General features: G+C 68.6%; 21 protein-coding genes and 1 pseudogene. 7 read left to right on the forward strand and 15 right to left on the reverse strand.

What is annotated here, in order from left to right; all coding sequences use genetic code 11:
- The 6 genes and pseudogenes from ACFQ7Q_RS21865 to ACFQ7Q_RS21890 form a co-directional block, all read right to left on the reverse strand.
- Positions 1-242: pseudogene (locus ACFQ7Q_RS21865) on the reverse strand (adenosine deaminase); the annotation flags it as partial.
- Between the two features lie 264 nt (positions 243-506).
- Entirely contained in the window at positions 507-791 is a 285-nt protein-coding gene (locus tag ACFQ7Q_RS21870) for a hypothetical protein (protein ID WP_383557764.1), read from the reverse strand.
- A gap of 233 nt (positions 792-1,024) precedes the next feature.
- Positions 1,025-1,777, reverse strand: coding sequence for a hypothetical protein (locus ACFQ7Q_RS21875; RefSeq protein ID WP_383557767.1), 753 nt, complete (start codon positions 1,775-1,777; stop codon positions 1,025-1,027).
- A gap of 7 nt (positions 1,778-1,784) precedes the next feature.
- Entirely contained in the window at positions 1,785-2,603 is an 819-nt protein-coding gene (locus ACFQ7Q_RS21880; protein WP_383557770.1) for an endonuclease/exonuclease/phosphatase family protein, read from the reverse strand.
- Positions 2,591-3,871 carry a hypothetical protein gene (locus ACFQ7Q_RS21885; protein WP_383557773.1) on the reverse strand — a complete coding sequence of 427 codons (1,281 nt, stop codon included), beginning with the start codon at positions 3,869-3,871 and terminating at the stop codon, positions 2,591-2,593. The genes ACFQ7Q_RS21880 and ACFQ7Q_RS21885 overlap by 13 nt, the downstream gene beginning before the upstream one ends.
- Before the next feature lie 153 nt (positions 3,872-4,024).
- A complete protein-coding gene (locus ACFQ7Q_RS21890) occupies positions 4,025-4,696 on the reverse strand; it encodes a DUF1707 domain-containing protein (protein WP_383557776.1) in 672 nt (223 codons plus the stop codon).
- An 861-nt stretch (positions 4,697-5,557) separates the two neighbouring features.
- Between ACFQ7Q_RS21890 and ACFQ7Q_RS21895 the strand changes: the two genes are divergently transcribed.
- Positions 5,558-6,646: a trypsin-like serine peptidase gene (locus ACFQ7Q_RS21895; protein WP_383557779.1), complete on the forward strand. Its 1,089-nt coding sequence runs from the start codon at positions 5,558-5,560 to the stop codon at positions 6,644-6,646.
- A gap of 63 nt (positions 6,647-6,709) precedes the next feature.
- Here the strand turns inward: ACFQ7Q_RS21895 and ACFQ7Q_RS21900 are convergent, their stop codons facing one another.
- Entirely contained in the window at positions 6,710-7,015 is a 306-nt protein-coding gene (locus ACFQ7Q_RS21900; protein WP_383557781.1) for a hypothetical protein, read from the reverse strand.
- A gap of 477 nt (positions 7,016-7,492) precedes the next feature.
- Here ACFQ7Q_RS21900 and ACFQ7Q_RS21905 point away from each other — a divergent pair, with 477 nt between their 5' ends.
- Both ACFQ7Q_RS21905 and ACFQ7Q_RS21910 read left to right on the forward strand, forming a co-directional pair.
- Positions 7,493-8,905, forward strand: a complete 1,413-nt coding sequence (locus ACFQ7Q_RS21905; RefSeq protein WP_383557784.1) for a purine-cytosine permease family protein — start codon at positions 7,493-7,495, stop codon at positions 8,903-8,905.
- A 369-nt stretch (positions 8,906-9,274) separates the two neighbouring features.
- Complete coding sequence (locus ACFQ7Q_RS21910) at positions 9,275-9,691, forward strand: DUF5958 family protein (RefSeq protein WP_383557786.1); 417 nt, start codon at positions 9,275-9,277, stop codon at positions 9,689-9,691.
- A 93-nt stretch (positions 9,692-9,784) separates the two neighbouring features.
- Here ACFQ7Q_RS21910 and ACFQ7Q_RS21915 read toward each other — a convergent pair whose 3' ends face one another.
- Together ACFQ7Q_RS21915 and ACFQ7Q_RS21920 are read right to left on the reverse strand one after the other, a co-directional pair.
- A complete protein-coding gene (locus ACFQ7Q_RS21915; RefSeq protein ID WP_383557788.1) occupies positions 9,785-10,612 on the reverse strand; it encodes a DUF3626 domain-containing protein in 828 nt (275 codons plus the stop codon).
- A gap of 297 nt (positions 10,613-10,909) precedes the next feature.
- Positions 10,910-11,647: a class I SAM-dependent DNA methyltransferase gene (locus ACFQ7Q_RS21920; RefSeq protein WP_383557791.1), complete on the reverse strand. Its 738-nt coding sequence runs from the start codon at positions 11,645-11,647 to the stop codon at positions 10,910-10,912.
- A gap of 115 nt (positions 11,648-11,762) precedes the next feature.
- On the opposite strand from ACFQ7Q_RS21920, the gene ACFQ7Q_RS21925 reads away from it, so the two are divergent.
- Positions 11,763-11,936, forward strand: coding sequence for a restriction endonuclease (locus ACFQ7Q_RS21925; RefSeq protein WP_383557793.1), 174 nt, complete (start codon positions 11,763-11,765; stop codon positions 11,934-11,936).
- A 198-nt stretch (positions 11,937-12,134) separates the two neighbouring features.
- Positions 12,135-13,253, forward strand: coding sequence for a mechanosensitive ion channel family protein (locus ACFQ7Q_RS21930; protein ID WP_383557796.1), 1,119 nt, complete (start codon positions 12,135-12,137; stop codon positions 13,251-13,253).
- A gap of 63 nt (positions 13,254-13,316) precedes the next feature.
- On the opposite strand, the gene ACFQ7Q_RS21935 is transcribed toward ACFQ7Q_RS21930, so the two are convergent.
- Both ACFQ7Q_RS21935 and ACFQ7Q_RS21940 read right to left on the reverse strand, forming a co-directional pair.
- The gene (locus tag ACFQ7Q_RS21935; protein WP_383557798.1) at positions 13,317-13,694 is read right to left on the reverse strand and encodes a toxin Doc; all 378 of its coding nucleotides are present in this window, start codon (positions 13,692-13,694) and stop codon (positions 13,317-13,319) included.
- Between the two features lie 4 nt (positions 13,695-13,698).
- Positions 13,699-13,950, reverse strand: a complete 252-nt coding sequence (locus ACFQ7Q_RS21940; protein WP_383557801.1) for an antitoxin MazE7 — start codon at positions 13,948-13,950, stop codon at positions 13,699-13,701.
- A gap of 439 nt (positions 13,951-14,389) precedes the next feature.
- Between ACFQ7Q_RS21940 and ACFQ7Q_RS21945 the strand changes: the two genes are divergently transcribed.
- On the forward strand, positions 14,390-15,487 hold the full coding sequence (locus ACFQ7Q_RS21945) for a hypothetical protein (RefSeq protein ID WP_383557803.1): 1,098 nt from the start codon (positions 14,390-14,392) through the stop codon (positions 15,485-15,487).
- A gap of 322 nt (positions 15,488-15,809) precedes the next feature.
- Here ACFQ7Q_RS21945 and ACFQ7Q_RS21950 read toward each other — a convergent pair whose 3' ends face one another.
- The 3 genes from ACFQ7Q_RS21950 to ACFQ7Q_RS21960 all read right to left on the reverse strand — a co-directional run bounded on the left by ACFQ7Q_RS21950 (position 15,810) and on the right by ACFQ7Q_RS21960 (position 18,626).
- The gene (locus ACFQ7Q_RS21950) at positions 15,810-16,334 is read right to left on the reverse strand and encodes an AAA family ATPase (RefSeq protein WP_383557806.1); all 525 of its coding nucleotides are present in this window, start codon (positions 16,332-16,334) and stop codon (positions 15,810-15,812) included.
- A 430-nt stretch (positions 16,335-16,764) separates the two neighbouring features.
- Positions 16,765-17,244 (reverse strand): hypothetical protein, encoded by a 480-nt coding sequence (locus ACFQ7Q_RS21955; RefSeq protein WP_383557809.1) that lies wholly within the window; start codon positions 17,242-17,244, stop codon positions 16,765-16,767.
- Between the two features lie 980 nt (positions 17,245-18,224).
- Entirely contained in the window at positions 18,225-18,626 is a 402-nt protein-coding gene (locus ACFQ7Q_RS21960; RefSeq protein WP_351316116.1) for a helix-turn-helix domain-containing protein, read from the reverse strand.
- Here ACFQ7Q_RS21960 and ACFQ7Q_RS21965 point away from each other — a divergent pair.
- Positions 18,625-19,491 (forward strand): NAD(P)-dependent oxidoreductase, encoded by an 867-nt coding sequence (locus ACFQ7Q_RS21965; RefSeq protein WP_383557812.1) that lies wholly within the window; start codon positions 18,625-18,627, stop codon positions 19,489-19,491. The genes ACFQ7Q_RS21960 and ACFQ7Q_RS21965 overlap by 2 nt on opposite strands.
- 442 nt (positions 19,492-19,933) lie before the next feature.
- Here the strand turns inward: ACFQ7Q_RS21965 and ACFQ7Q_RS21970 are convergent, their stop codons facing one another.
- Entirely contained in the window at positions 19,934-20,230 is a 297-nt protein-coding gene (locus ACFQ7Q_RS21970; RefSeq protein ID WP_383557815.1) for a DUF2188 domain-containing protein, read from the reverse strand.
- Between the last annotated feature and the right edge of the window lie 224 nt (positions 20,231-20,454).

Here is a 20,454-nt window from a genome sequence, read left to right on the forward strand (position 1 = left end):
TGGTTGTGGAGGTCCGCGCCCTTGGGCAGAGCCCTGAAGAACGCGGCCAGGGCCTCGGGGCGCTCGCGGACGTCCCGGAGGTACGCCGAGACGCGGGCCTCCGCGCGCGTGGGCTCGTTCGCTTCCTCCGCAGCGGCCCGGGACATCTGAGTGGGTGCCAGGGCCAGCGTCATCGCGACGCTCAGTACCGGCACGAGCCGGGCGGTACGGCGCCACGTGGGAGGCAGGATTGAGGGGGGCATGCCGATCATCCTCAGGCAGTCGCGCCATGAGACGGATGTCCGACATGCCACCTGCCACCCGTGCGACACACCCGGCTGAGGCCGCTGGGCTCCGGCAGATCACCAGGAACTTCTTCGTTCCGAGGCACTCCATCGGCCGATCCACACCCAGCATTCACCAGGGCATGGCGCGGCAGCCTTCGCATGCCGTCCGGCCGAGCCCGAGAACCTGCCCGGCGCCGCCGTGCAGGTTGAGCGGGAGGCGCGATGGGCACCAGCCGGACGCTACCCGGCAGCCACAACCGGGCCGGCCGTGACCTGAGGACTGTTGGGGAGCAGCGTCGCGAGGTTGTCCCTGACGAAGTCCGCAGCCCGCCTGATCGACTCTTCGGCCCCGACCTGGTCCTCGAAGACGCTCGTGGAGACCATCACTCCGTCCCCGGCGTTCACCCAGTAGTAAGCCACGAAACCGGGGACTCCGCGGAGGAGAGGCACGAAACCCTCGTCCACCACGCGTCCCGCCTCGGCAGAGTCGGTCACTCCTTCATAACGCCGGATGACTGCGTACATAGCCGATCTCCTCATGGATCCCAGGGTCACCTTGCGCGAAACGACCTACCCCCACTGAGCGTCTCGCGCTCGGGGGACACCCAGAAGTGACCCGGATAGGCGCACCGGTGATCCGGACCGGGCGTCTGCTGTGGCCAGGGCCGCGCGAACCGGGACTTCACCGAAGTCCGGCGGAGCCACGTTCAAAGCGCCTTCCTCGGCGGGACGTCTCACCGCCGACCGAGCATGAGTCGTCAGACCTCACGCGCGCACCACTTGGCAGCCCGGAGAAGCCTGGCGCGTGTGGTCTCCGTGTCAAGGAATCGGCGGCGGATCCGGGCGGGCGGTTTGCCGAGCGGGTCCATGAGGACCGTGGTCGTGGCGCGCGGCGTCGGAACCTTCACCACGAGGGTGGCCGTGCCCGTGTCCGTCGTCGGCCAGACCCGGTGCAGCACGTCCGGGCGCAGGAAGTAGCCCGTCCCTGAGGGATGGGGCCGTGGAGGGAGCGCCACCACCCGGGTCAGCTCCGGTTCGTGGAAGACGTAGTCGCGGGCCCGCTCCGTCCGGCTCTCCCGGTACCGCGCCATCAGGACCCCGTGCGGCGATTCCTCGTACACCGTGGATCTCACCGTGCCGGCCAGGGTGCACGAGGCGAACGCGAAACGGTGATCGTGAATGTGCTCGTGCAGCGCGCGCGTCCCGGGCCACCACACATGCAGCCGCACCTCGTACCGATCCGCGACGAGCAGCACGAACTTGTCGAAGCCCAGCGGATGGTGGAAGGAACGCGCCGCGCAGGCCGACAGGAGAGCCGGGTCCTCGCAGACGGCCTGCACGAGTTGCCGTATCCGCTCGGGTGAGGACCATCGGGAGGCCCAGCCGAGGAGTTCGTCCGCGTACGAGAAGCCGGGCGCTTCCCATGGGCTTCTCGGTGGGCCGAGGAGGTCAGTCAGCTCCCGGTCGATCGTTGCCGGGAGCTGCTTCGACGCATGCGAGGGGGCGGACACGGGGCGGTCAGCCGGAGGAGGGCCCGGACGGAGGATCCGACCAGTGCAGCTTCGCCAGGCACAGACAGTGGTCCGAGAGGTTCGGCACGGTCGACGACGACATCAGTCGGAATCCGGAGCCGTGCAGCACGTCGTCCACCGCCGCGCCCCGATATGTCGTCGTTCCCGTCATCGCGCTGCCGAGCGAGAGGCCACGAGCGGCGAGCAGTCCGGCCGCGTGTTCGGCGTTGAAGTCCCCGCACACCAGCAGGGACCGGGCAGAAAGCTCTCCCAGTCGTGCCGCGAGCGACTTCCAGACGGGCGTGAACTCGGTCTCGGTGGCATCCCTGCCGAAGAGATGGAAGGGGAACGAGTGCACGGCCGCGATGTCCAGTCGGACGCCGGAGTCCGACTCGCAGACTGCGGACACGAGGCCCTTGTCGTGGCTGTGGATGACGTCGTCGCCGAACCGAGTCGAGAGCCCGGGGTTGGGAAGCCGGTGCCTGTGTACGTCTCGCAGCGGGAAGCGGCTCGCGATGGCGACTCCGCTGAGTCTGCCGGGAAAGAACGACGACGCGTGGAGCGGGAAGGTGGCGATGTGGTGCAGGGGAGTCGTTTCGAGAATCAGGTCGAGCAGTTCGGACCTGCCCTCGCCGCTGAACCCGACCTCCTGCATGCCGATGACGTCGATGGCGCCCTCCAGCAGCATGTCGGTGACGCTGCGGGAGTGGTCCAGGGATCCGCCGCCTTGGAAGATGTCGTCGGTCCCGCCCTCCGGAACACCTTCGTGGACGTTCCAGGTCGCCACGCGGAGGCCGGCGCCGGTATAGCGGTCTAGCGAAGCCATGTGCTGTTCCTCAACGCGTAGTCCTTCAGTACCCGTGCGCCCTGGTACGTCATCCAGATGGGCGCGGAGCCGTCGTGCCAGCGCCAGAGAGCGTTTCTTCGGGCCCGCAGCACGTCTTCGACCGCGTCCCGCAGCCGCTCCTCCTGCGCCGGGCTCACGTCCCCGCTCATGATGGCGCGGGCGACCCATGCCGCGGTGAAATGGCCGACGAACAGCGCGTCGACGCTGCCGTCGGCGACGGGGCGGCGCAACTGCTCGACTGTCGTGTGCAGAGAGATATCGGATTCGCACAGCGAAGCCACACCCGCCCGTGCCGCGTTGAGCCATGCCGAGTTGGTGTGGATCACGGCCGCCGCCTGGTGCAGGGCGGTGACGGCGCGGGCCGTGTGCACGGCCGAGTGCGCGCCGCCGGACAGGCTCTCGCTCCAGTGCGTCAGGGTCTGCCCGGAGCTCTCCCGACTGTGGCCGCCGTCCACGAGGCGCCGGGCGAGCTCCGGCAGTCTGGGCGAGGCAGGGGCCAGCTCCGCCAGTGTGGACACGGCGGCGGCGACCACAGTGGTGTTGTTCATCCCGATGGGGTCGAGAGCCGGGTCGAGCATTCCCTCGAGCACCCGGACGAACTCGTCCTTCCGGTCGTCGTCCAACCCCGCGCGGCAGAGTGCCGACAGCACCCAGGCGGTGATCTCCGGCCTGCCGAGCTCGCGCTGCGTGCTGGCGGCCCAGCCGCCGCCGGGCTTCTGCAGGGCCAGCAGGGTCTGTGTGAGCCGGTGCCGGCTGATCCGGCCGTCGCGGACGTCGAGCAGCGTCACGAGTCGCAGACCGTAGGCCGTGCCGACAGCGGTGGGCGGCACGGGGTCGTCGAGGTACTGGGACCAGCCGTGCAGCAGAGTGCCCTGGTGGTTCACGACACGATGCTCAGCCACGACACCGGACACGGACTCGCCCAGTATCACGGCGGCGGCGGGATGCTGCGAAACCCCGTCCGTCGCGTCCGGCGCCTGCTGCGGGGCGGCGGACCGGCCGCCGAAGCGGGTGAGAAGCCGCAGAGACAGGCCGACGCACAGGGCGCAGAGCCCGGCGAAGAGATAGTGCAGGAACGCGGCCGTGAACCAATCGTCCGGTACGTAGTCGAGTACGGACGTGAAGGCGACGAGAGCCGCGGTGAACGGCGCGAGGGAGGCCACGGCGGCACGTAGCCGGGCCAGTCGCCCCGGCCCGGTCGGTCCGGGTGTCGGCGGAGCCGGACGTACCGTGCTGATGTTCGACATCGCGCCCCCGCTGCCCGTGTACTGAGCCCGCCGCCCCATGTCCAGCCGACCCAGGATAGCGGCGGAAGGCGGCCTCGACACGGTTGTTCCACAGGCTGCTCAGCCGACCTGACGGCTGCGTCCTGCTGCCGTCTCAGGTCTGCGTACGGCAGTTCACAGAGAGGGAGTCGTGCCCGCCGGAAGTGACGCGGGCTTGCGTAGCAGCCACTGCCCGAACGTACGACGCGGGGGCCGCACCACCACGTTTCCGTGAGCCTTCTGGCCGACCAGCTCCACGCGAAGCGTGGTCGGTGTGTCCAGGGGCGTTTGCATCCGTCGGTGTCTGAGCTTGCAGTGGACCAGGGTCAGGCCGTCGACATCGACCTCGACGCCCGGCCTGGTGATCAGCGTCAGGCTCTTCCCCGCCATGGCCACGTCGATCCGCAGGGTGTCCTGCGTGATCACGGCCTCGGTGAAGTCGAGCGTCACGTCGCACCAGGTCACCGCGAGCTCAAGTCGGCGCGGCAGCACCCATCGACCCGTTCGCTCGACCGCGCCGCTGAACACCTGCTCGATCCGGACGACGTCCTTGGGCTCCGCCGCAGTACCGTCCGCGGCGGTCGACACCTCCGGCAGGTCGGTGGTGAGCACGGCCAGTTCGCTCAGAGTCCGCGCCGACAGGGCAGCCTCCAGGCGCTCGTCCAGTTCGTCCGAGGTCAGCCGACCGTCCCCCGCCGCGATGCGCAGCACATCCACCACCCGGTCCCGGTCCGCATGAGAGGCTCGCAGATCGGGCGACGAGGCGGGGCCGGATTGCTTCCCGGTGGGCGAAATCTCTCCCGACATGGTTCCGTCCTGGTCCTGTCGAACGTCTCTCAGCGCGACGCAGGAAGCGGCGCGAGCAGAAGACTAACGCTATATCGCGACATGGAGAGGCGATGGGCGACGCGGCTTCACGGTACGGGCCTCCACCCTGCCGAGGCTCGGCCGCGACAACAACCTCGTACCAGCCACCAGTTCACACGGCTCTCCCCGGAGTGGCCGCTGGATCCCGGTCCGTAAGCCATGGACAGGGCTACTTGCCGGCCGGACCGCGCCGCTATCGACCTTGGACGTGGAGGGAGACGAGGGTCAGGTCGCGGAGTTCGTCGGGGGCTTGAGGGTGGTGACCGGCTGCGATCTAGGCAAGGGTGCTGAACCGTCCGGGATAGGCCATGACCGGCAGGCCGCGGCGTGTGAGGCAGCAGAAATGGCGTCCTACGCAGAAACGTTGCTTCACCCTCCATGTCATGTGCGAAGACCCTGGAGGTCGTGCGATGACGCCTCGCGCGGTGCAGTGTCGGCCCCTCCGGCCCTACGCGCTACGACAAGATCGCCGACTCAACATCGGGTCGGCGAACTGATCCCATAGGGCCGTGGGCCGGTGCTTTGTGGTTCCGACGCGCAGCCCCGGTTCGGAGCCGCTTCCCTGGCCGAGTGGCGGCGGCGGCTCAACTCTCGTAAGAACTGGGGCTGGTCGGCGCACAACTGCGCCCGCGGCTCTGGTGCTGCGTACGGGTTCGTGACCCCTCAGGAAGCGGCCAGGGTGGAGGGGCGGGAGATCGATTCCCGCCGGGAGGCCCGGCTTGAAAGTGTGGTGTGCATGTCAGCGGCGCGTGATTCGATGCGGGGCGAAGATCTTCAACGACCCCCCGTGAAAGGGCATTCGTGCGCCTTCTCCGCTTCGCCGCAGCAACCGCCGCTGCCTCCCTGCTCGCCGTCCTGGTCCCCGCCACGGCCACGGCGATTCCCGCCACGACGGATCGCGGTTCCGCCGTCGTCGACGTCCGCAAGAGTGAGCTGACCGACAAGCAGATACGTGCCCTGTGGACGCCGGAGCGCATGAAGGAAGCTCTCCGCAACCCCGCCAAGGCTCCCGCGCCACGCGCTGAACGCGATGGTGCTGCCAAGAGCGTTGCGCCAGATCGGAACCTGACCGCGTCGGCTCCCGCCCAGGGCTTCAGCGCGGGCGCCGCCTTGCCGCAGGCGAGAGCAGCGGCCGAACCGATGCCTGCGATGCCGGTCTCGCAAGAGGCCCCCACCGGTCCGGGCTACAACATCGTCGGCAAACTGTTCTTCTTCGAGCCCAGCGGGAAGCCGAGCCACTGCAGCGCGGCGTCGATCACCTCGGCCAACGAGAACACCATCTGGACCGCCGGTCACTGCGTCCATCTCGGTGACGGCTCGGGTGATGCCGGCTGGATGAAGCACTTCTTGTACGTTCCGGGGTATCGGAATGGGGCGGAACCCCTCGGGTCGTGGACCTTCGCCCATCGCTTCGCACCGACGGCTTGGACTCAGGACGGTGATTCGGATGAAGCCGACATGGCCGCCATCGTCCTCAACTCGCACCCCACGCACGGCACTCTCCTGGATGCGGTCGGGTTCGCATTCGGCTACCTGTTCACCGAGAACAGGACGGACTACGCGAACACGGCGACGATGGGCTATCCGGTCGAGGGCTACAACCGCTCCGACCTCGACGGGGAGCGGCCGATGTACTGCGTAGGCGACACGACCGACGCGAGCTCCCTGAACCCCTTCGACGACAGGATCAAGATCGACTGTGACATGGGGGAGGGGTCCAGCGGTGGCGCGTACGTGTGGGGAGAGAATCAGGCCGATCCTCGCATCGTCGGAGCCATCAGCCACAGCGAGAAGGACAGGGACACCCTGCAGCGCGTCAACGACGACCTGTTCTCCTCCGAACACGGAAGCTACGCGGCCGCAGTGATCAACATGGCCAACAGCGTCTGATTCGGAGACAGAAGCATCGCGACGGCCCCTCTCCTCCAGAGAGGGGCCCGTCGCAGGTTCGCATCAGTCGACGAGGGCGGTCGGCTGCTTCTCGGGGACGAGGTACTTTCGCCACTCCGACCACATGGCCTCGAAGACTTCCCTGTCGGTCATCTTGTTCACGTCAGCCGGCAACTGCTTCCCGGACTTCGACAGGGCGGCCTCCCACTGGCGGATGGAGTCCTCGCGCGTCTGCGGCTCCGCCGAGCGCGACTCGACCGACACCGAGGCGTCGTCGCTGATCGCCGGCGTCACGCCCGCCGTCACCGCCGAACCGCAGAGCGCCCCCAGGAGTGACGCGAGCGCGACGATTCCCTTTCGCACAGCCATGCCGCTGAGACTAGCCGACGCGGAGCTGCGGCAAGCGTGTCTCAAGACCCCTCGTACGGAGTGGACTTGGCCCGAGTGGGCAGGGGTGCACTCGATCGCGGGCTCGGCGCACCGGGAGCTTGGCCGTAGCTCCGGCTTGACTGCTCCGGCGGCGGTCCAGCGCCCATCACTCGCCTGCCATCGCGCCGCGCGCGTAGCGGCAGGCGACGTCGGACATCCCCGGTCCGCCCCCTCGGTGTGTGCTGACCCCGGATGGCGGACCCCCGCCCTCCTGTGGCCCGGACCAGGGCCGTGCATAGGCGCGACAGCCGATTCTGAAATTGTTCATTCAAGACCTTGATCTCTGTTCACCCCTATGCCAGATTCGGCGCAGCACAACCTGGGTCAGCGGCAGCGGGGCAACCCGACACGCCGGAATCGCTGCGGGGAGAGGTCACCAACATGCCGGTCCAACATGCCCCTGGGGAACGACTCGCGATGGAGCGACGCACCATCGAGGTCATCCCGGACGCCGAGCGGCACGGCACGCCGCGCAGCCAGTTCACCCTGTGGTTCGGCGCCAACATGCAGATCACCGCGATCGTCGACGGTGCGCTCGCGGTCGTCTTCGGCGCCGATGCGCTCTGGGCGATACTCGCTCTGCTGATCGGCAACGTCCTCGGTGGGATCGTGATGGCGCTGCACTCCGCACAGGGGCCGCGGCTCGGCGTACCGCAGATGATCTCCAGCCGCGCACAGTTCGGCGTGTACGGTGCGATCCTGCCGCTGCTGCTGGTGATCCTCATGTACCTGGGCTTCGCCGCGACCGGCAGCGTGCTGGCCGGGCAGGCGGTCTCCGAGATGCTGCACATCGACAACGCGGACGTCGGCATCCTCATCTTCGGCGCACTGACCGCCGTGGTCGCCGTCACCGGCTACCGGCTCATCCACATCGCCGGCCGCATCGCGACCGTCGTCGGGGTGCTCGGCCTCGGCTACCTGCTGATACGGGTGTTCACGCAGTACGACGTCGGCGCGCACGTCGGCACCAAGGGCTTCGAGACGGCGACGTTCCTTCTCGCCGTGGGACTGGGCGCGGGATGGCAGCTGACCTTCGGCCCTTACGTCGCCGACTACTCGCGCTACCTGCCGCGCGACACCAGCACGCGTGCGACGTTCTGGTCGACGTTCGCCGGTTCCGTCATCGGCTCTCAGTGGGCCATGACGCTCGGCGCCCTCACCGCAGCCGTCGCGGGCAAGGCATTCCTGCCCGACCAGGTCGGGTTTCTCGGCGACCTGGCCGGCCCGGCGGCTCTCGCGTTCCTCATCTACCTGGTGATCGTGGTCGGCAAGCTGACCGTCAACTGCCTCAACGCGTACGGCGGCTTCATGTCGATCCTGACCACCGTCACGTCGTTCGACGGCCGCTCGCGCGTCTCGGCCGCAGCGCGTGCCGCCTACATCGTCGGCTTCATCGTGGTGTCGATGGTCATCGCGCTCGCCGCAAGCGACGACTTCCTTACCAACTTCAAGAACTTCGTGCTTCTGCTCTTGATGGTGTTCACCCCCTGGAGCGCGATCAACCTGGTCGACTACTACCTGGTCTCCCGCGAACGCGTCGACATCCCCGCGCTGTACGACCCGGAGGGTCGCTACGGCCGCTGGAACGTCACCGCGCTGACCTGTTACGTCCTCGGCGTCGCCGTGCAGATCCCGTTCCTGGCCACCAAGTTGTACACCGGCGCGATCACGAAGAAGCTCGACGGCGCCGACATCTCCTGGATCGTCGGGCTGTTGTTCACCGCGGTCCTGTACGGGCTGTGGGCGCGGCGCACCGCCAACCCGCCCGCCGGGACCATCCACCCGACCGAGCCCGAGAGCGACGCCCGACCGACGGCACCTGTCGGCTGACCAGGGTCCTGCGATGTCGACTGTCTGATCCTGTCGCATGCACGGATACCCGGCGAATGGGTATCCGTGCAACACACATGGCAGCACGGGTGTCATAAAGGCACTGGATCCCGTGGCGTGGTCTGGCAGCCCCGTCCGTTGCCTTCCAGTGGTGCGTGGCCCGAGGTGAACTTTGGGGCAGTCGACGGGGTTGGCTCCACGGATCGCTGCGAGCTCACTGATGCGCCCTGCGGCCGCAGTTGTGCTGGCGAGGGGCGGGGCCGGACGTATCGAGGGCGGGTCGTCGTTTGGCTCCGGGCCACGATAAAGAGATGCGGTGGAGGGCTCCCACGGATGACGATGGGCGGACATCCGAGGAGACGGGAGGCCATGGGATACAGAGCGGGCACCGAGGAGTACCTGAACGCGCTCGCCCAGGACCTGCATCCGCTCGACGAGGGGATTGAGTGGTTCGCCGCCCTCCCTGAGGACGAGCAGACGGCGACGCTGCGTCTGCTGGCGGGGTTCTGCTTCCAGGCCCATCCCACCCCTGAGGAAGCTCTGGAGAGCATCCGCCGTTCCGGTCTCCGGCCGACACACACTCCTGCGGTCTTGCTCGTTCGGGGACGGATCGAGCACCAAGTGGGGACGATTGCCGGGCTGACCCCCCAGCACGAGCGTATGAAAGCCTTCCGTCTGCTGATCGCCTTGCTCGCCATCGCGGATGCCAGGCGCCGGGCACGGTGCCGTATCGATGGCTGCGGGCACCACTGGCACCACATGGCCGTGAGTTCACCGGCCCCTTGAGGGATCGTCTCCGTTGGCCAGTCTCCGGTAGCCGATGAGCGGATGGACGGAATGCCACGATCACTCCCGCAGCCCTTTCCGGCACCAGCCCCCTTAACGAAGGCCATCGGGTACATAGTTCTCCCTCGGCGCCGGAGTCACCGGGCTGTCAGTCGCCTGCCGGCGCGCCCCGAATCGCGCCAAGTAGTGCCACACCTTCTTGATCGCCTGGGGGTCATGGCGGCCGGCACGGGCAGCATCTCCGACGATCCGAGGGTCGAGCATGCCGTCGACCGCGATCTGCGTGCCCAAGTCGACGTATTCCTGGCCGCGGTAGCCGGGATGACGCCGGAGTTCTTCAACTCCGAGCCGGAAGCCGGGGTGCCACTCCACCGGGCAGCCAAGACGTAGAGCCGCCGCCTCGACCATCGTGCCTCGGTAGCAGCAGTCCATGACCAGCGCCTCCACGTCACAGTGCAGCCGGACCGGCCCGTGCACCTGAGCCTCGATGTAGTCGTCGAGCTTGTCCTGACGATCGGCAAGGGCCAGCTCGATGAGCCCCATGCGGGCCGCGACACCGAAATCGGAAGGTTCAAGGAAACTGTCCGGATAGCAGAACGTCGTCCGCGCGAGCGTCTCGGCAACCAGCCGGAAGTAGGCCGAGCCGAACCGCGGCGCCCCGCCGGCCGGCTCGCGACGGAAGTTCAACGCCCCGTAGACGGGGCGCTCATGAGCAGGTGCTTCGTCATACGCCCCGGCGAAGATCCGGCTCTCCCACCGCCATCGTTCGCCACCTGGATGCGCGGTCAGTCCACCGTTGCTGGTCCCCGTGACGAACTGCGAGCGGTAGACGCCACCCTCGGCCATGGCATCCAGGATCGGCTTGCCGTGCACCAGACGGTCCGGGTGGAAGTTGAGGGTCACCCGCAGCGCCGGATCCATCGGAGGGCCCGACGCCAGTTCCGCGACATGCCGAAGGGCCCGTTCATGCGCTGTCCGGGAGGATGCAGAACTCATCGGCACAGTGCCCCCACTTGATCAATCGGTGCACGTGGATCGTCCACCCACAGCCCGCTCCGCCGCCACGGAGCGTTGAACGCCGAACGAGACGATCTCTCAGCAGGCGCGACGCCTCCGGAGGGTGTGGGCCGGGTGCTCGTCGGACGCGTCGCGTTCGACGCTGATCCGTTGGCGACCCTCAACCTCCGATAGGCAGCCCAGGACAGCACATGCCCGGCCTCAGCTTGGCTTGCGCCACACGGAGATGTGCTTCCCGGAGTCCTGGGTGAACGGCGAGCCGTCCCAGTCCGCGACGCGGCGTTCCAGCTCGAGCCCCGCGATCCGTGCCATCAGGTCGAGCTCTGTCGGCCAGGCGTACCGGTGCCGGGAGTTTTCGCGACGGTAGCGGCCGTCGTCCTCGCGGGTGCAGTGGTGCGAGACGAGAATCTGCTCGACGAGGTCGAAGGTGTCGAAGCCCAGATGCCGCTCGGAGACGTCGAACGGCACCGCGACCTGGCCGGGCGGCAGGAACCGCAGCGGCGGCACGCCCAGCTCGATGACGAATCGGCCGCCGGGCTCCAGATGACGTGCGGCGTTGCGGAAGCACGCGACCTGCTCGTCCTGCGTGAGCAGGTTCGTGATGGTGTTGTAGACGAGATAGACCAGGGTGAACTTGCCGGGGACGGCGGTGGTGGCCATGTCCCCGATGGCCACCGGGAGCGTATCCTCGTCGATCTTGCGGCGCAGTACGGCTGCCATGTGCTCGGACAGCTCGATGCCCACCACCGGCACGCCGCGTTCCCGCAACGGGACGCCCACTCGACCGGTCCCGATGGCGAACTCCAGTGCCCGGCCGTCTCCGGCGAGCTCGGCGAGAAAGTCGAGAGTCGGTCCGAGAACGGCGGCCGAGGACATCTCGCTCTCCTCGGCGTCGTAGCGGTCGGCGGTCGCATGGGTCCACAGCTCACTACTTGTCACGGACGGCCACTCTGCCGGGTGCCGCTGGGTGCTGTCGAACGGATTAATCCGGCACGTGAGCCAACCAGTTCTGAAGAATGTTTTGTGAGGACTTCCTAGGCCGGCTTCGTGAGACGTGCCGGTAGACATCGTCATTGCCGTCACCAACGGTTCGTTCACCCAACCGGCTGAAGACCTGGCCGCAGAGCGGAACATTCACCTCCTGGCCGGACTCGACCTGCGCCGGTGGGCGACGTGGGGTGACCCCCTTCTGGAAGTCCTCGGTCTGGAGGGCCCGCACACGAGTTGACCCAGAGCCCCGACGGGACGGCTTCTGGCAGCTGGGCCTGTCCAGCCACGGCCAAAGGGCTGTCCGCGGTCGCATCGGTCATCGGTCACGTCCGGCCAGGGCTGCAAGACCGGGGACACAGGGTGTTTGGCGAGCGGTTCGGCGGTGAGGCGAGAGGCACGGTCCTGTGGACGCGTACGACTCATCGACTGGGGAGACATGGAGAGCCTTCTTCGACTGGCGCTCGTGCTGGGCGGCTCGGCGCTGGTGACCTTCGCCGCCGGCCGCGGGGTGGACCTGTTCCTGCGGCATGCGGACGCCCGCCATCCCGAGACCCCGCTCTGGGGGCTGCTGCGCCGGTGCCGCACACCGCTGTACGTCGTCCTTTTCACCGCGCTGCTGAGGTGGACCCACCGCGCCTCGGACTGGGCGCCGTTGCGGGAACACCGGGCGGCGGTCCTCCACGTCTTGCTGCTGTGCCTGATCGGCGGCGGCGCCTGGCTGGCCGTACGTGTGGCCTCCGCCACCGTCGAGTCGTCGTACGCGCGCTACGCCGGACGATCCCGAGACCCCGCCCGTGTGCGCCGGGTCCGTACCCAGGTCACGCTGATCATGCGCGTGGTGGCCGTCGCGGTCGGCGTGATCGCCACGGCCATCGCCCTGGTGACCTTCCCGTCCTTCCGCGCCCTTGGCACGTCGCTGCTCGCCTCGGCGGGAATCATCGGCATCGTGGCCGGTGTTGCTGCGCAGTCGACGCTCGGGAACCTCTTCGCTGGGTTCCAGATCGCGTTCGGCGACATGGTGCGCATCGGCGACACGGTCGTGGTCGACGGCGAATGGGGGCTCGTCGAGGAGGTGACGCTGACCTTCCTCACCGTACGGACCTGGGACGAGCGTCGGGTCACGCTGCCCGTCTCGTACTTCACCTCCCGTCCGTTCGAGAACTGGTCACGCGGCGGCTCGGAGATGACCGGCACGGTCTTCGTCCACTGTGACCATTCCACGCCCGTCGCGCTGATGCGCGCACACCTCCGGGACTTCCTGGAGACCTGCCCCACCTGGGACCGCCGGGGCTGGGACCTGGCCGTCACGGAGACCTCCCCCACCGGGATAACGGTCCGCGCGCTGGTGACCGCGAAGGACGCCGACGACGTGTGGAGCACGCGCTGCGCCGTACGAGAAGAACTCGTCGCCTGGCTCAGCCGGGAGCACCCTGACGCGCTCCCGCGCATCGCCACCGCACAGGCGCCCGGTACGTCGCCGGCGGGTGGAGGGCGACTGGTGGAGAGTGACGGGGCGACCGCTTCTCCACATCGTGACGGTCCGGACAGTGGCTGACACCGAGAGCGCCGCCCGGGCGCGTGGAGGGGGTGCCCGGCTGCTCCACCCGGCGACGGCGCTCTACGAGGTGCGCCAGGACCTCAGGCGATCGGCGATGTCGTACGAGTCCAGGCGCAGCGACCGGATCTCGTGGATGAGGTCGCGCCACGGCTCGTACGAAGTATCCACGCGGTGGCCGGAGGCCTCCAGATACGAGATGGCGATGCCGTATCCGTAGAGCTCGTTCCGGGCGGGGAGGGGGCGCAGCAGGACGCATTCCTCCAGGAGCACAGCAGCGCGCCAGAAGGCGTCGGGGTCCGCCTGGTCGAGACGGGGGGTGTTCACCCGATGGCGGGTGGACATGCCGACCAGCACCGAGAGGTCGTTGACTGTGAGGTCTTTGCGAAGGATGTCTTCCTGGCGCTCCAGGAGCCATCGGTGGTCGATGTGCAGATCCACGTGGTCAGGCCGCCCGCGAAGTCTCGTGCTTGGTCACCGGCGGGAGCCCGCCGAAGTCGGCGTCGAACCGGTCCATGACCCCTGGTGCGCTGATCGCGCGGCGGAACGCGGCGGTCGCAGTCTCCTGGAGGCGCTCCTGTTCCTTCTCGGCGGCCACCTGCGCGAGATAGTCCTTCATGGACATGCCCGCTTCGTCGGCCAGGGCTTTCAGTCGGTCTCGAGTCGTGTCGTCGATCTTGACGGTCGTGTCTGCCATGTCTCGAGTATGCCCCGCGGTATACGGAGACGGCTACCCCTCGGCGCGAAGGGCGGCTCAGCAGGCGGATCGGGGAGCAGGCCGAGGCTGCTACAGCGTCCAGCGGGCCGTGCCTGCCGACGTCGATCGTGCCCCCGGGCAGGTCACACCCACGCGGTGCGAGGCCGGCTCGCGCGGGGGAGCAGGCCATCGTCAGGCCCCCACGGCTCTCGTACGCCGTCAGGGTGTGGCGCCGGGCCTGCCGACGCGCGCGTCGCAGATGCCGGAGCAGTTCGAACCGCCGAGCATCTCCTCATCCTGAGCCACCAATCGGGGGTGAGTTTGGCACCGTTGACGACCGCCCCTCGGCGTTTCACGGGCGTTCGAGGTGGTCGGACGCTTTAGTGCACGTGTGATGGCACATCTCCTCTCCTCCCGACCACGATCTGCACGCCGCGGCATGGCCGGCGTTCTGGGCGGTGTTGTCCACGGCGCCGCGGCGCTGGCGCTCGGCATGCTGACGGCGCTGCCGGCCGCCGCAGCCGACGGGGGACTCTCGGTCACGGGACCGGAGTCGGCGAAGGTCGAGCTGGACGACCACGCCAAACGCGACCACCTCCACGGCCCGCTGCCCCTCGTGATCACGAATTCCGGACCGGCGAGCGTCACACCGGTGATCGCGGCGTACCTCGATGCCACGGGCGGCGAGAACGACCAGGTCTGCACCCGCACCGGCGCCGCCGTGGCCTCGCAGACCGACCAGGTGAAGGCCATCGGCGGCAACCAGGCAAGAGCTGTGGCCATTGACCTCGTCGTGCCCGAGCAATGCGTGGGCCGCGAGGGCACCCTCGTTGTTTCGGCGCCGAACACCCCTCCTGTCACAACGAGGTTCACCCTCACCCGAGGAGCCGAACGCGAGCCGGAGTACACCGCCGCGCTCTTGACCGCCGCCGCTCTCGCGCTGGTGGTCTGTCTCCTGATGACCGTACCGGCCACGTTCTTCGGCAAGCCACGGGAGAACTGGGAGTCGGAGCCGCTGGACATCGACTCCCCGTGGTCGGTCAAGGACAGCTGGCTGACTAACATCACCGCGTTGGGAGCCCTTCTCGGCACGGTGCTGAGCACCACCGGCTTCCTGGCGGACTGGCTACCGGGCGTTTCCCTCAGCCAGTTCCTCGGGATGAACCTCCTCTACGGCGGGGTGATCCTCTTCGCCCCCATCATCTACTCCGCGTCCTGCTACTGGGGCTGGCCGGAGCAGAAGGACGAGAAGGGGCGCGTATTCAGGAGTTTCAAGCCCGTCGCCCACGGTTGGGGCCTGGTGGTTGCCGCCTACGCCACGCTGTTCGGCGTCTTCGGGCAGCTGGCGACCATCGTGGTTCTGATCGTTTCGGCAGCCGCGGACCAGGTGACCAAGTGGAGCCTGTACGTGCTCGTCGCCGTGGCGGTCGTCTTCATCGGCCTGTACTCGCTGCGATTCGTTCGGGGAGTGCTCGCAACACCTCCCACGGAGGACATCGTCACCCCACCGGCGGGGCAGCGCTCCGCGGTGCTCTGACCACCGGTCTTCTCGTCGGCTCGTCAGCTCGGCGGCACCTCGGCCGCAACCCGTGGCCGGCCCCGCGCTCGGGCAGTGCGCCGCGCCGCATACGGATCGGATCGGCAACGTGGGCGAGCAGCCACGGATGAGAGTCACCGGGCAGCAGAGCTGCCCGGTGCTCCGGCTGCCGATGCACCGGCCGGACGAGCAGCGCGCAATGCAACGGCCCGCCCGGTCGACGTGCGAAGGGCGCCCGGGCGGGCTCCAAGAACGATCCTCCAGCCTGGGAGTCGACACCGCCACGCGGCGCGCTCCGCTAGGCGAATCAGACGGCGAGCAGTCATGTAAAGGACGGCCACCGGTCCGCAGCCCACTCCCGCCAGCCCACCCATCCGCTGGGCGGGTCGGAGACCATGCAGCCTCCCAGCTCCGCTTCGTCGGGCTCCTCGAAGTGGGCCCGTCCGTGCAGGATGTCGGCCTCAGTCATCGGGAGCGTCTCCCCGGCGGCGGTCGCCCAGCGATGGGCGATCCGGGCGCGCTGGGTCTCATCGTCCACGGGCAGATAGATCATGCGGAAGCGCACGCCCTCGGCCTCGGCCAACCAGCGGATCGCGAACCGCTCGTCCCGGGACCAGCAGCCGTAGTCCACCACGACGTTGGTGCCCAGCCTGACCGCCTCCAAGGCCAGCCAGAGCATGCGCCCCTCCAACACGTCGCGCTTCCCGCCCGGCTCCGCCTCGCCGAACAGGGGAAGCATCCAGTCGTCGGGCGTCAGGCGCAGTGCGCCGTGCTCGTCGGCGAGTTGCCGGGCTCTCGTGGTCTTGCCGGCCCCCGGTAGGCCGACCATCAGGAACAACGTGGTCACACCCGGAGCGTGTCAGGGAAGCCGGATGAACGACCACCGGTTTGTTCGGCCGATCAGGGGCTGAGCCACGAGGAATCCAGGCGGTGGGGGCGGCTTGTCGTCGCGCGTGGTCGTAGTGCGGGCCGTGCGCTGACGGCGCGGTCGCCGCACGTCACGGTCGCATGCCGAAACGGGCTCTAATCGTCTCAGTCCAAGTGCCCAGTTGATGGCTGATTCCCGAAGCCCATGCCAGGAACCACAGTCGCCTTCGGATGATCGCTTCCTCACGGCTGACCATCAGGGACCTGAGAGAGGCCTTCCCCCGCCGGGTCGTCACCGCATCGCTGCCTGCTGCGGCTGACGGCCGGGAGGGAAGGCCTCTGTGGGCTTGCATGAAGTGGGCTCCGGGGTCCGCGGCCGTTGCCACGGCGACCGTCGCCCGGGGGTTCTGTCAGTCGATCCGGACGCACACCGGTACGGGGAGTCTGGGCGACCAGGTCTGCGTCGTGTTGTCGAACGCACGGGCGTACCCGTTGTTCCCCGAGCCGCCGCACGGAGAGGCGACGGACGTCTCTACGTAGATGGCCCCGCCGGGTGTGATGGAGTGCGGCTGCGCTGTCACCCACCTACTGAACATCACCCTGCCGTTGTTGAGCTTGACGACAAGGAAGACCCGGCCGCCGACGGTGAAATTACCGCCGCCTATCTTCAGGTGATTGTTGAATGTGTAATGGAACAGGAATGGCGAGGGCGCCTTCTTGAGCACTTCGGCCGTGAGCGAAGCCCCGGACGGTGTCCCTTCGCGTGCTGAGGGTGTCGCGGGCGCAGACGTGGCGGCAGGGGCGCTGAGGGCCACAACGGCGACTGCGGACGCGGCGACCGCCGTCATGCGCCGCATCCGGTGCGGATTCGAGCGTTCGAGGACGCGCATGGTTGCTCCTCGTGGCGTGTGGGGGGGAGTCGGCTATACGCCGACGGGCTATGCGGGGGTCACGCGAGGAGGCTTCTCACCGGGCGCTCCGCGCCTGTCGGTGACGTCCTCGCGGACTCGGGATTCCGGAAACGTCGAGGGGCGCAATCACAGTCCGGTTCTTGGCCCGCCCAACCGGCTGAGTCCCCTGTTTCTCGACCGTCCATGAGTCTAGAACAGGCTTCAATACGGCCGCAAATTAGGGCAGAACGCCTGGGGAGAGTTGCGGGATGGGGCAACGTATGGCTGCGGTCAGTGGGCTCACCTGGCCCGACCGCTGCCGATCGGGGTGTGGCCGGCATACGAAGCATGCGTCACCTCGGCAAACGCGGATGGGCAGGTCCGCCAGCCCTGGGCGTCGGTCCAGTCGCCCGGAGCCGGCCGTGTGCCGGGGGAGGCCACGAGCTTCGTGTAAGCGTCAGTGGATAGTGCTCGTTCGCCGAGAGGCAGCAGCTGCGCACGTCCCGGGATCCAGTCGCGGGCTCCTGACGGGTTGCTGCCTGTGCCCCTGAGCGTGAGCAGTCTCCGTGACGGAGGCGGGGACCCATGCTTCTGGGCTGGTAGTTGTCGCCGTTCGGATCTCGGCTGTCCCCGCGCACTGGAGACTGCCAACGGCCGTGGCTGGGGCGGGAAGTTGACTCCGGTCGTGGGCATGACCTGGCTTCTGTGGTGCCAGATCCCGGAGTTGGCGCGCCGAGGAGGCACGGCTCCAGGAGAGCTTGAGGCCGGCGTCTGCCTTGGCGGTGAGGGCGGCCCTGGTCGCCCTCTGCTGGGCTGGACCTTCCGGCGGGAGGGGCCTGTTGCTGCCCGCTGTCCCACCGGATCTCGTACCCCGGCGAGCGGCCGGTGGCCCCGTCGCCAGCCGTCGGCGTACCGCCCCGGGGCCGCGAACGCCAAGCCGGGAGGGCGACGTGGGCACGTACCTGAAGGTACGTACTTGATCAAGGACCGGCGACCGGGAAGTCTTGTTGAGGCGCGCCAAGCCCGTCATCCGATACCGCCCCTGTCCTCACGGCCAGGTGGTCCCGACCCCAGGCGGAGAGCAGTTCCAGCAGTTCGTAGAGCCGACGGCCCCGTTCGGTCAGCGAGTACTCGACCCGGGGCGGCATCTCGTCGTAGTCCTCCCGGTGCACGATCCCGTCGGCCTGGAGCTCCCGGAGCTGCTGGGTCAGCACCTTCTCGCTGATGCCGGTGACCAGCCGCCTGGTCTCCCCGAAGCGGCGCGGACGCTCGGAGAGCGCCCACATGACGAACGACTTCCACTTGCCCTCGAACACCCCGACGGCCACACCCATCCCGCATGTGTGCGGATCGGTCACCGTCACGACCTCGGAGTTCCCCATGTCTGCTTCCCCTGTCACCGTTCTCGGCCTGGGCCCGATGGGCCGGGCCCTGGTCTCCGCGTTCCTGGCCGCGGGCCATTCCGCAACCGTCTGGAACCGTACTCCGGGCCGGGCGGACGGCCTGGTGGAGAACGGCGCCGTCGAGGCCGGGACCGCCGCGGAGGCGATCGCGGCGAGCGACCTCGTGGTGATCTGCGTGCTGGACCACGAAGCCGTCCGTGCCGTCATCGCCCCGCACGCCGCGGAGCTCAAGGGCCGGACCCTGGTCAACCTCACCGCCGGAACCCCCGACGACGCCCGCGCCACCGCCGAGTGGGCCGACGCGCACGGCATCGGCTATCTCGACGGCGCGATCATGGTTCCGACGTACCTCGTCGGCGGCCCGTCCACCCTGGTCCTCCACAGCGGCCCGGCGGACCTGTACGAACGCCACCGGGACACCCTCAAGGCCATTGGCGGCACCTGTGTGCACCTGGGCACGGACCCGGGCCGTGCGGGGGCGTATGACGTCGCACTGCTCGACATCTTCTGGACGGCACTGACCGGCGTCGTCCACGCCTTCGCCCTCGCCGGGTCCGAGGGCGTCACCGCATCCGACCTGGCCCCCTACGCCAAGGGCGTCGCCGCGCTCCTGCCCGACGTGATCGACGCGTTCGCCGAGCAGGTCGACACCAGCAGTTACCCCGCCGGGGGCTCCAACCTCCGCTCGGCGGCGGCGATCATGTCCCATGTCCTCGAGGCATCGCGTAGCCGGGGCGTCGACAGTACGGTGATCTCCGCCGCTCATGAGATCGCGCGCCGGGGCATGGCGGCCGGATACGCGGACGACTCCTACGCCCACGTCGCCGAACTCCTCCGCGGCTGAACCCGCCTCTCGGCCAGGACGGGGCGCCGTCGTCGGTCCAGTTCTCCAGCTGTAGGTCGTGATCTTCATTATCGGGCCCGCGTGGTGGAGTGACAGCGGTAGCAGACGAGTTCACCGGTGGTGCGGTTGCGCCGGATCAGCAACTGGTGGCGGCCCGGTGCCGCTTCGACGAGATCATCTCGCTGACCGGATGAAGATGGCGGCGTGGTGGAGTTCGGCGAGGCAGATGGTGGCGGCCTTGTCGTAGTGGGTGGCGAGGCCGCGCCACGGCTTGAGTCTATTGATGCAGCGCTCGACCGTGTTGCGTCGTTTGTGCGCGTCGCGGGCGAGGGCCGGGGGGCCTTCGTATAGCCGCGTGGTCGGGGGCTGTGGGGCACGGCCCGGATTCCGCGTCGGCGGAGATGGGTCGCCGTCGGCCGGGACTCGCGGGGCGGGGGCGGTCCTAGAACATGCCTCCGCGTTCCTCTGCTCCGTGGCCACGCTCGGCAGGGGATGCTGAGGGGGTGTCGCCGTAGGTGTAGGCGGTACGGATGTGTCCGTCGCGGGCGTGGACGACGACCCGGGCGGGGGTATGTTCCTTGGCGCGGACACGTGCGGAGTCGATCGCGTCCTGCTGCGTTCGGTGCGGCTCGTGGAGCACCCGGCGCCCTTCTCTGCCTGCGACCTGCCACTTCACGCCCGCGGCGGCCGCTCGTTCGCCGGATGTTGTGACGTGGTAGACGGTCTGCTTCGCTGACATGATTCCTTCTCCTCGCCGTTCAGGCGGACTTCCGGCGCCGGGAGGGTACGGCCGACTCCCCGTGGTCTTCTGGGCGGCCGTCTTCGCGGACACATTCGACTTGGCTGCGGCGGGCGGCCGGGCATCGGCACCTCCAGGAGCCCCCTGGGGCCTGGCCTCAGGCTATGCAGACTCCGGCCGTGATCGCACACCCTCGGGCGGAGCGCCTGACGCCGTCGTCGCAG

The sequence above is a fragment of the Streptomyces sp. NPDC056527 genome (assembly GCF_042794475.1).
GTDB lineage: Bacteria > Actinomycetota > Actinomycetes > Streptomycetales > Streptomycetaceae > Streptomyces.

What these genes read in the sequence shown, in the direction of transcription:
- ACFQ7Q_RS21870 (WP_383557764.1), bottom strand. Translation starts at nt 791, where the DNA reads ATGTACGCAGTCATCCGGCGTTATGAAGGAGTGACCGACTCTGCCGAG.
- ACFQ7Q_RS21880 (WP_383557770.1), bottom strand. Translation starts at nt 2,603, where the DNA reads ATGGCTTCGCTAGACCGCTATACCGGCGCCGGCCTCCGCGTGGCGACC.
- ACFQ7Q_RS21885 (WP_383557773.1), bottom strand. Translation starts at nt 3,871, where the DNA reads ATGTCGAACATCAGCACGGTACGTCCGGCTCCGCCGACACCCGGACCG.
- ACFQ7Q_RS21890 (WP_383557776.1), bottom strand. Translation starts at nt 4,696, where the DNA reads ATGTCGGGAGAGATTTCGCCCACCGGGAAGCAATCCGGCCCCGCCTCG.
- ACFQ7Q_RS21900 (WP_383557781.1), bottom strand. Translation starts at nt 7,015, where the DNA reads ATGGCTGTGCGAAAGGGAATCGTCGCGCTCGCGTCACTCCTGGGGGCG.
- ACFQ7Q_RS21905 (WP_383557784.1), top strand. Translation starts at nt 7,493, where the DNA reads ATGGAGCGACGCACCATCGAGGTCATCCCGGACGCCGAGCGGCACGGC.
- ACFQ7Q_RS21910 (WP_383557786.1), top strand. Translation starts at nt 9,275, where the DNA reads ATGGGATACAGAGCGGGCACCGAGGAGTACCTGAACGCGCTCGCCCAG.
- ACFQ7Q_RS21915 (WP_383557788.1), bottom strand. Translation starts at nt 10,612, where the DNA reads ATGGATCCGGCGCTGCGGGTGACCCTCAACTTCCACCCGGACCGTCTG.
- ACFQ7Q_RS21930 (WP_383557796.1), top strand. Translation starts at nt 12,135, where the DNA reads ATGGAGAGCCTTCTTCGACTGGCGCTCGTGCTGGGCGGCTCGGCGCTG.
- ACFQ7Q_RS21940 (WP_383557801.1), bottom strand. Translation starts at nt 13,950, where the DNA reads ATGGCAGACACGACCGTCAAGATCGACGACACGACTCGAGACCGACTG.
- ACFQ7Q_RS21945 (WP_383557803.1), top strand. Translation starts at nt 14,390, where the DNA reads ATGGCCGGCGTTCTGGGCGGTGTTGTCCACGGCGCCGCGGCGCTGGCG.
- ACFQ7Q_RS21955 (WP_383557809.1), bottom strand. Translation starts at nt 17,244, where the DNA reads ATGCGCGTCCTCGAACGCTCGAATCCGCACCGGATGCGGCGCATGACG.
- ACFQ7Q_RS21965 (WP_383557812.1), top strand. Translation starts at nt 18,625, where the DNA reads ATGTCTGCTTCCCCTGTCACCGTTCTCGGCCTGGGCCCGATGGGCCGG.
- ACFQ7Q_RS21960 (WP_351316116.1), bottom strand. Translation starts at nt 18,626, where the DNA reads ATGGGGAACTCCGAGGTCGTGACGGTGACCGATCCGCACACATGCGGG.
- ACFQ7Q_RS21970 (WP_383557815.1), bottom strand. Translation starts at nt 20,230, where the DNA reads ATGTCAGCGAAGCAGACCGTCTACCACGTCACAACATCCGGCGAACGA.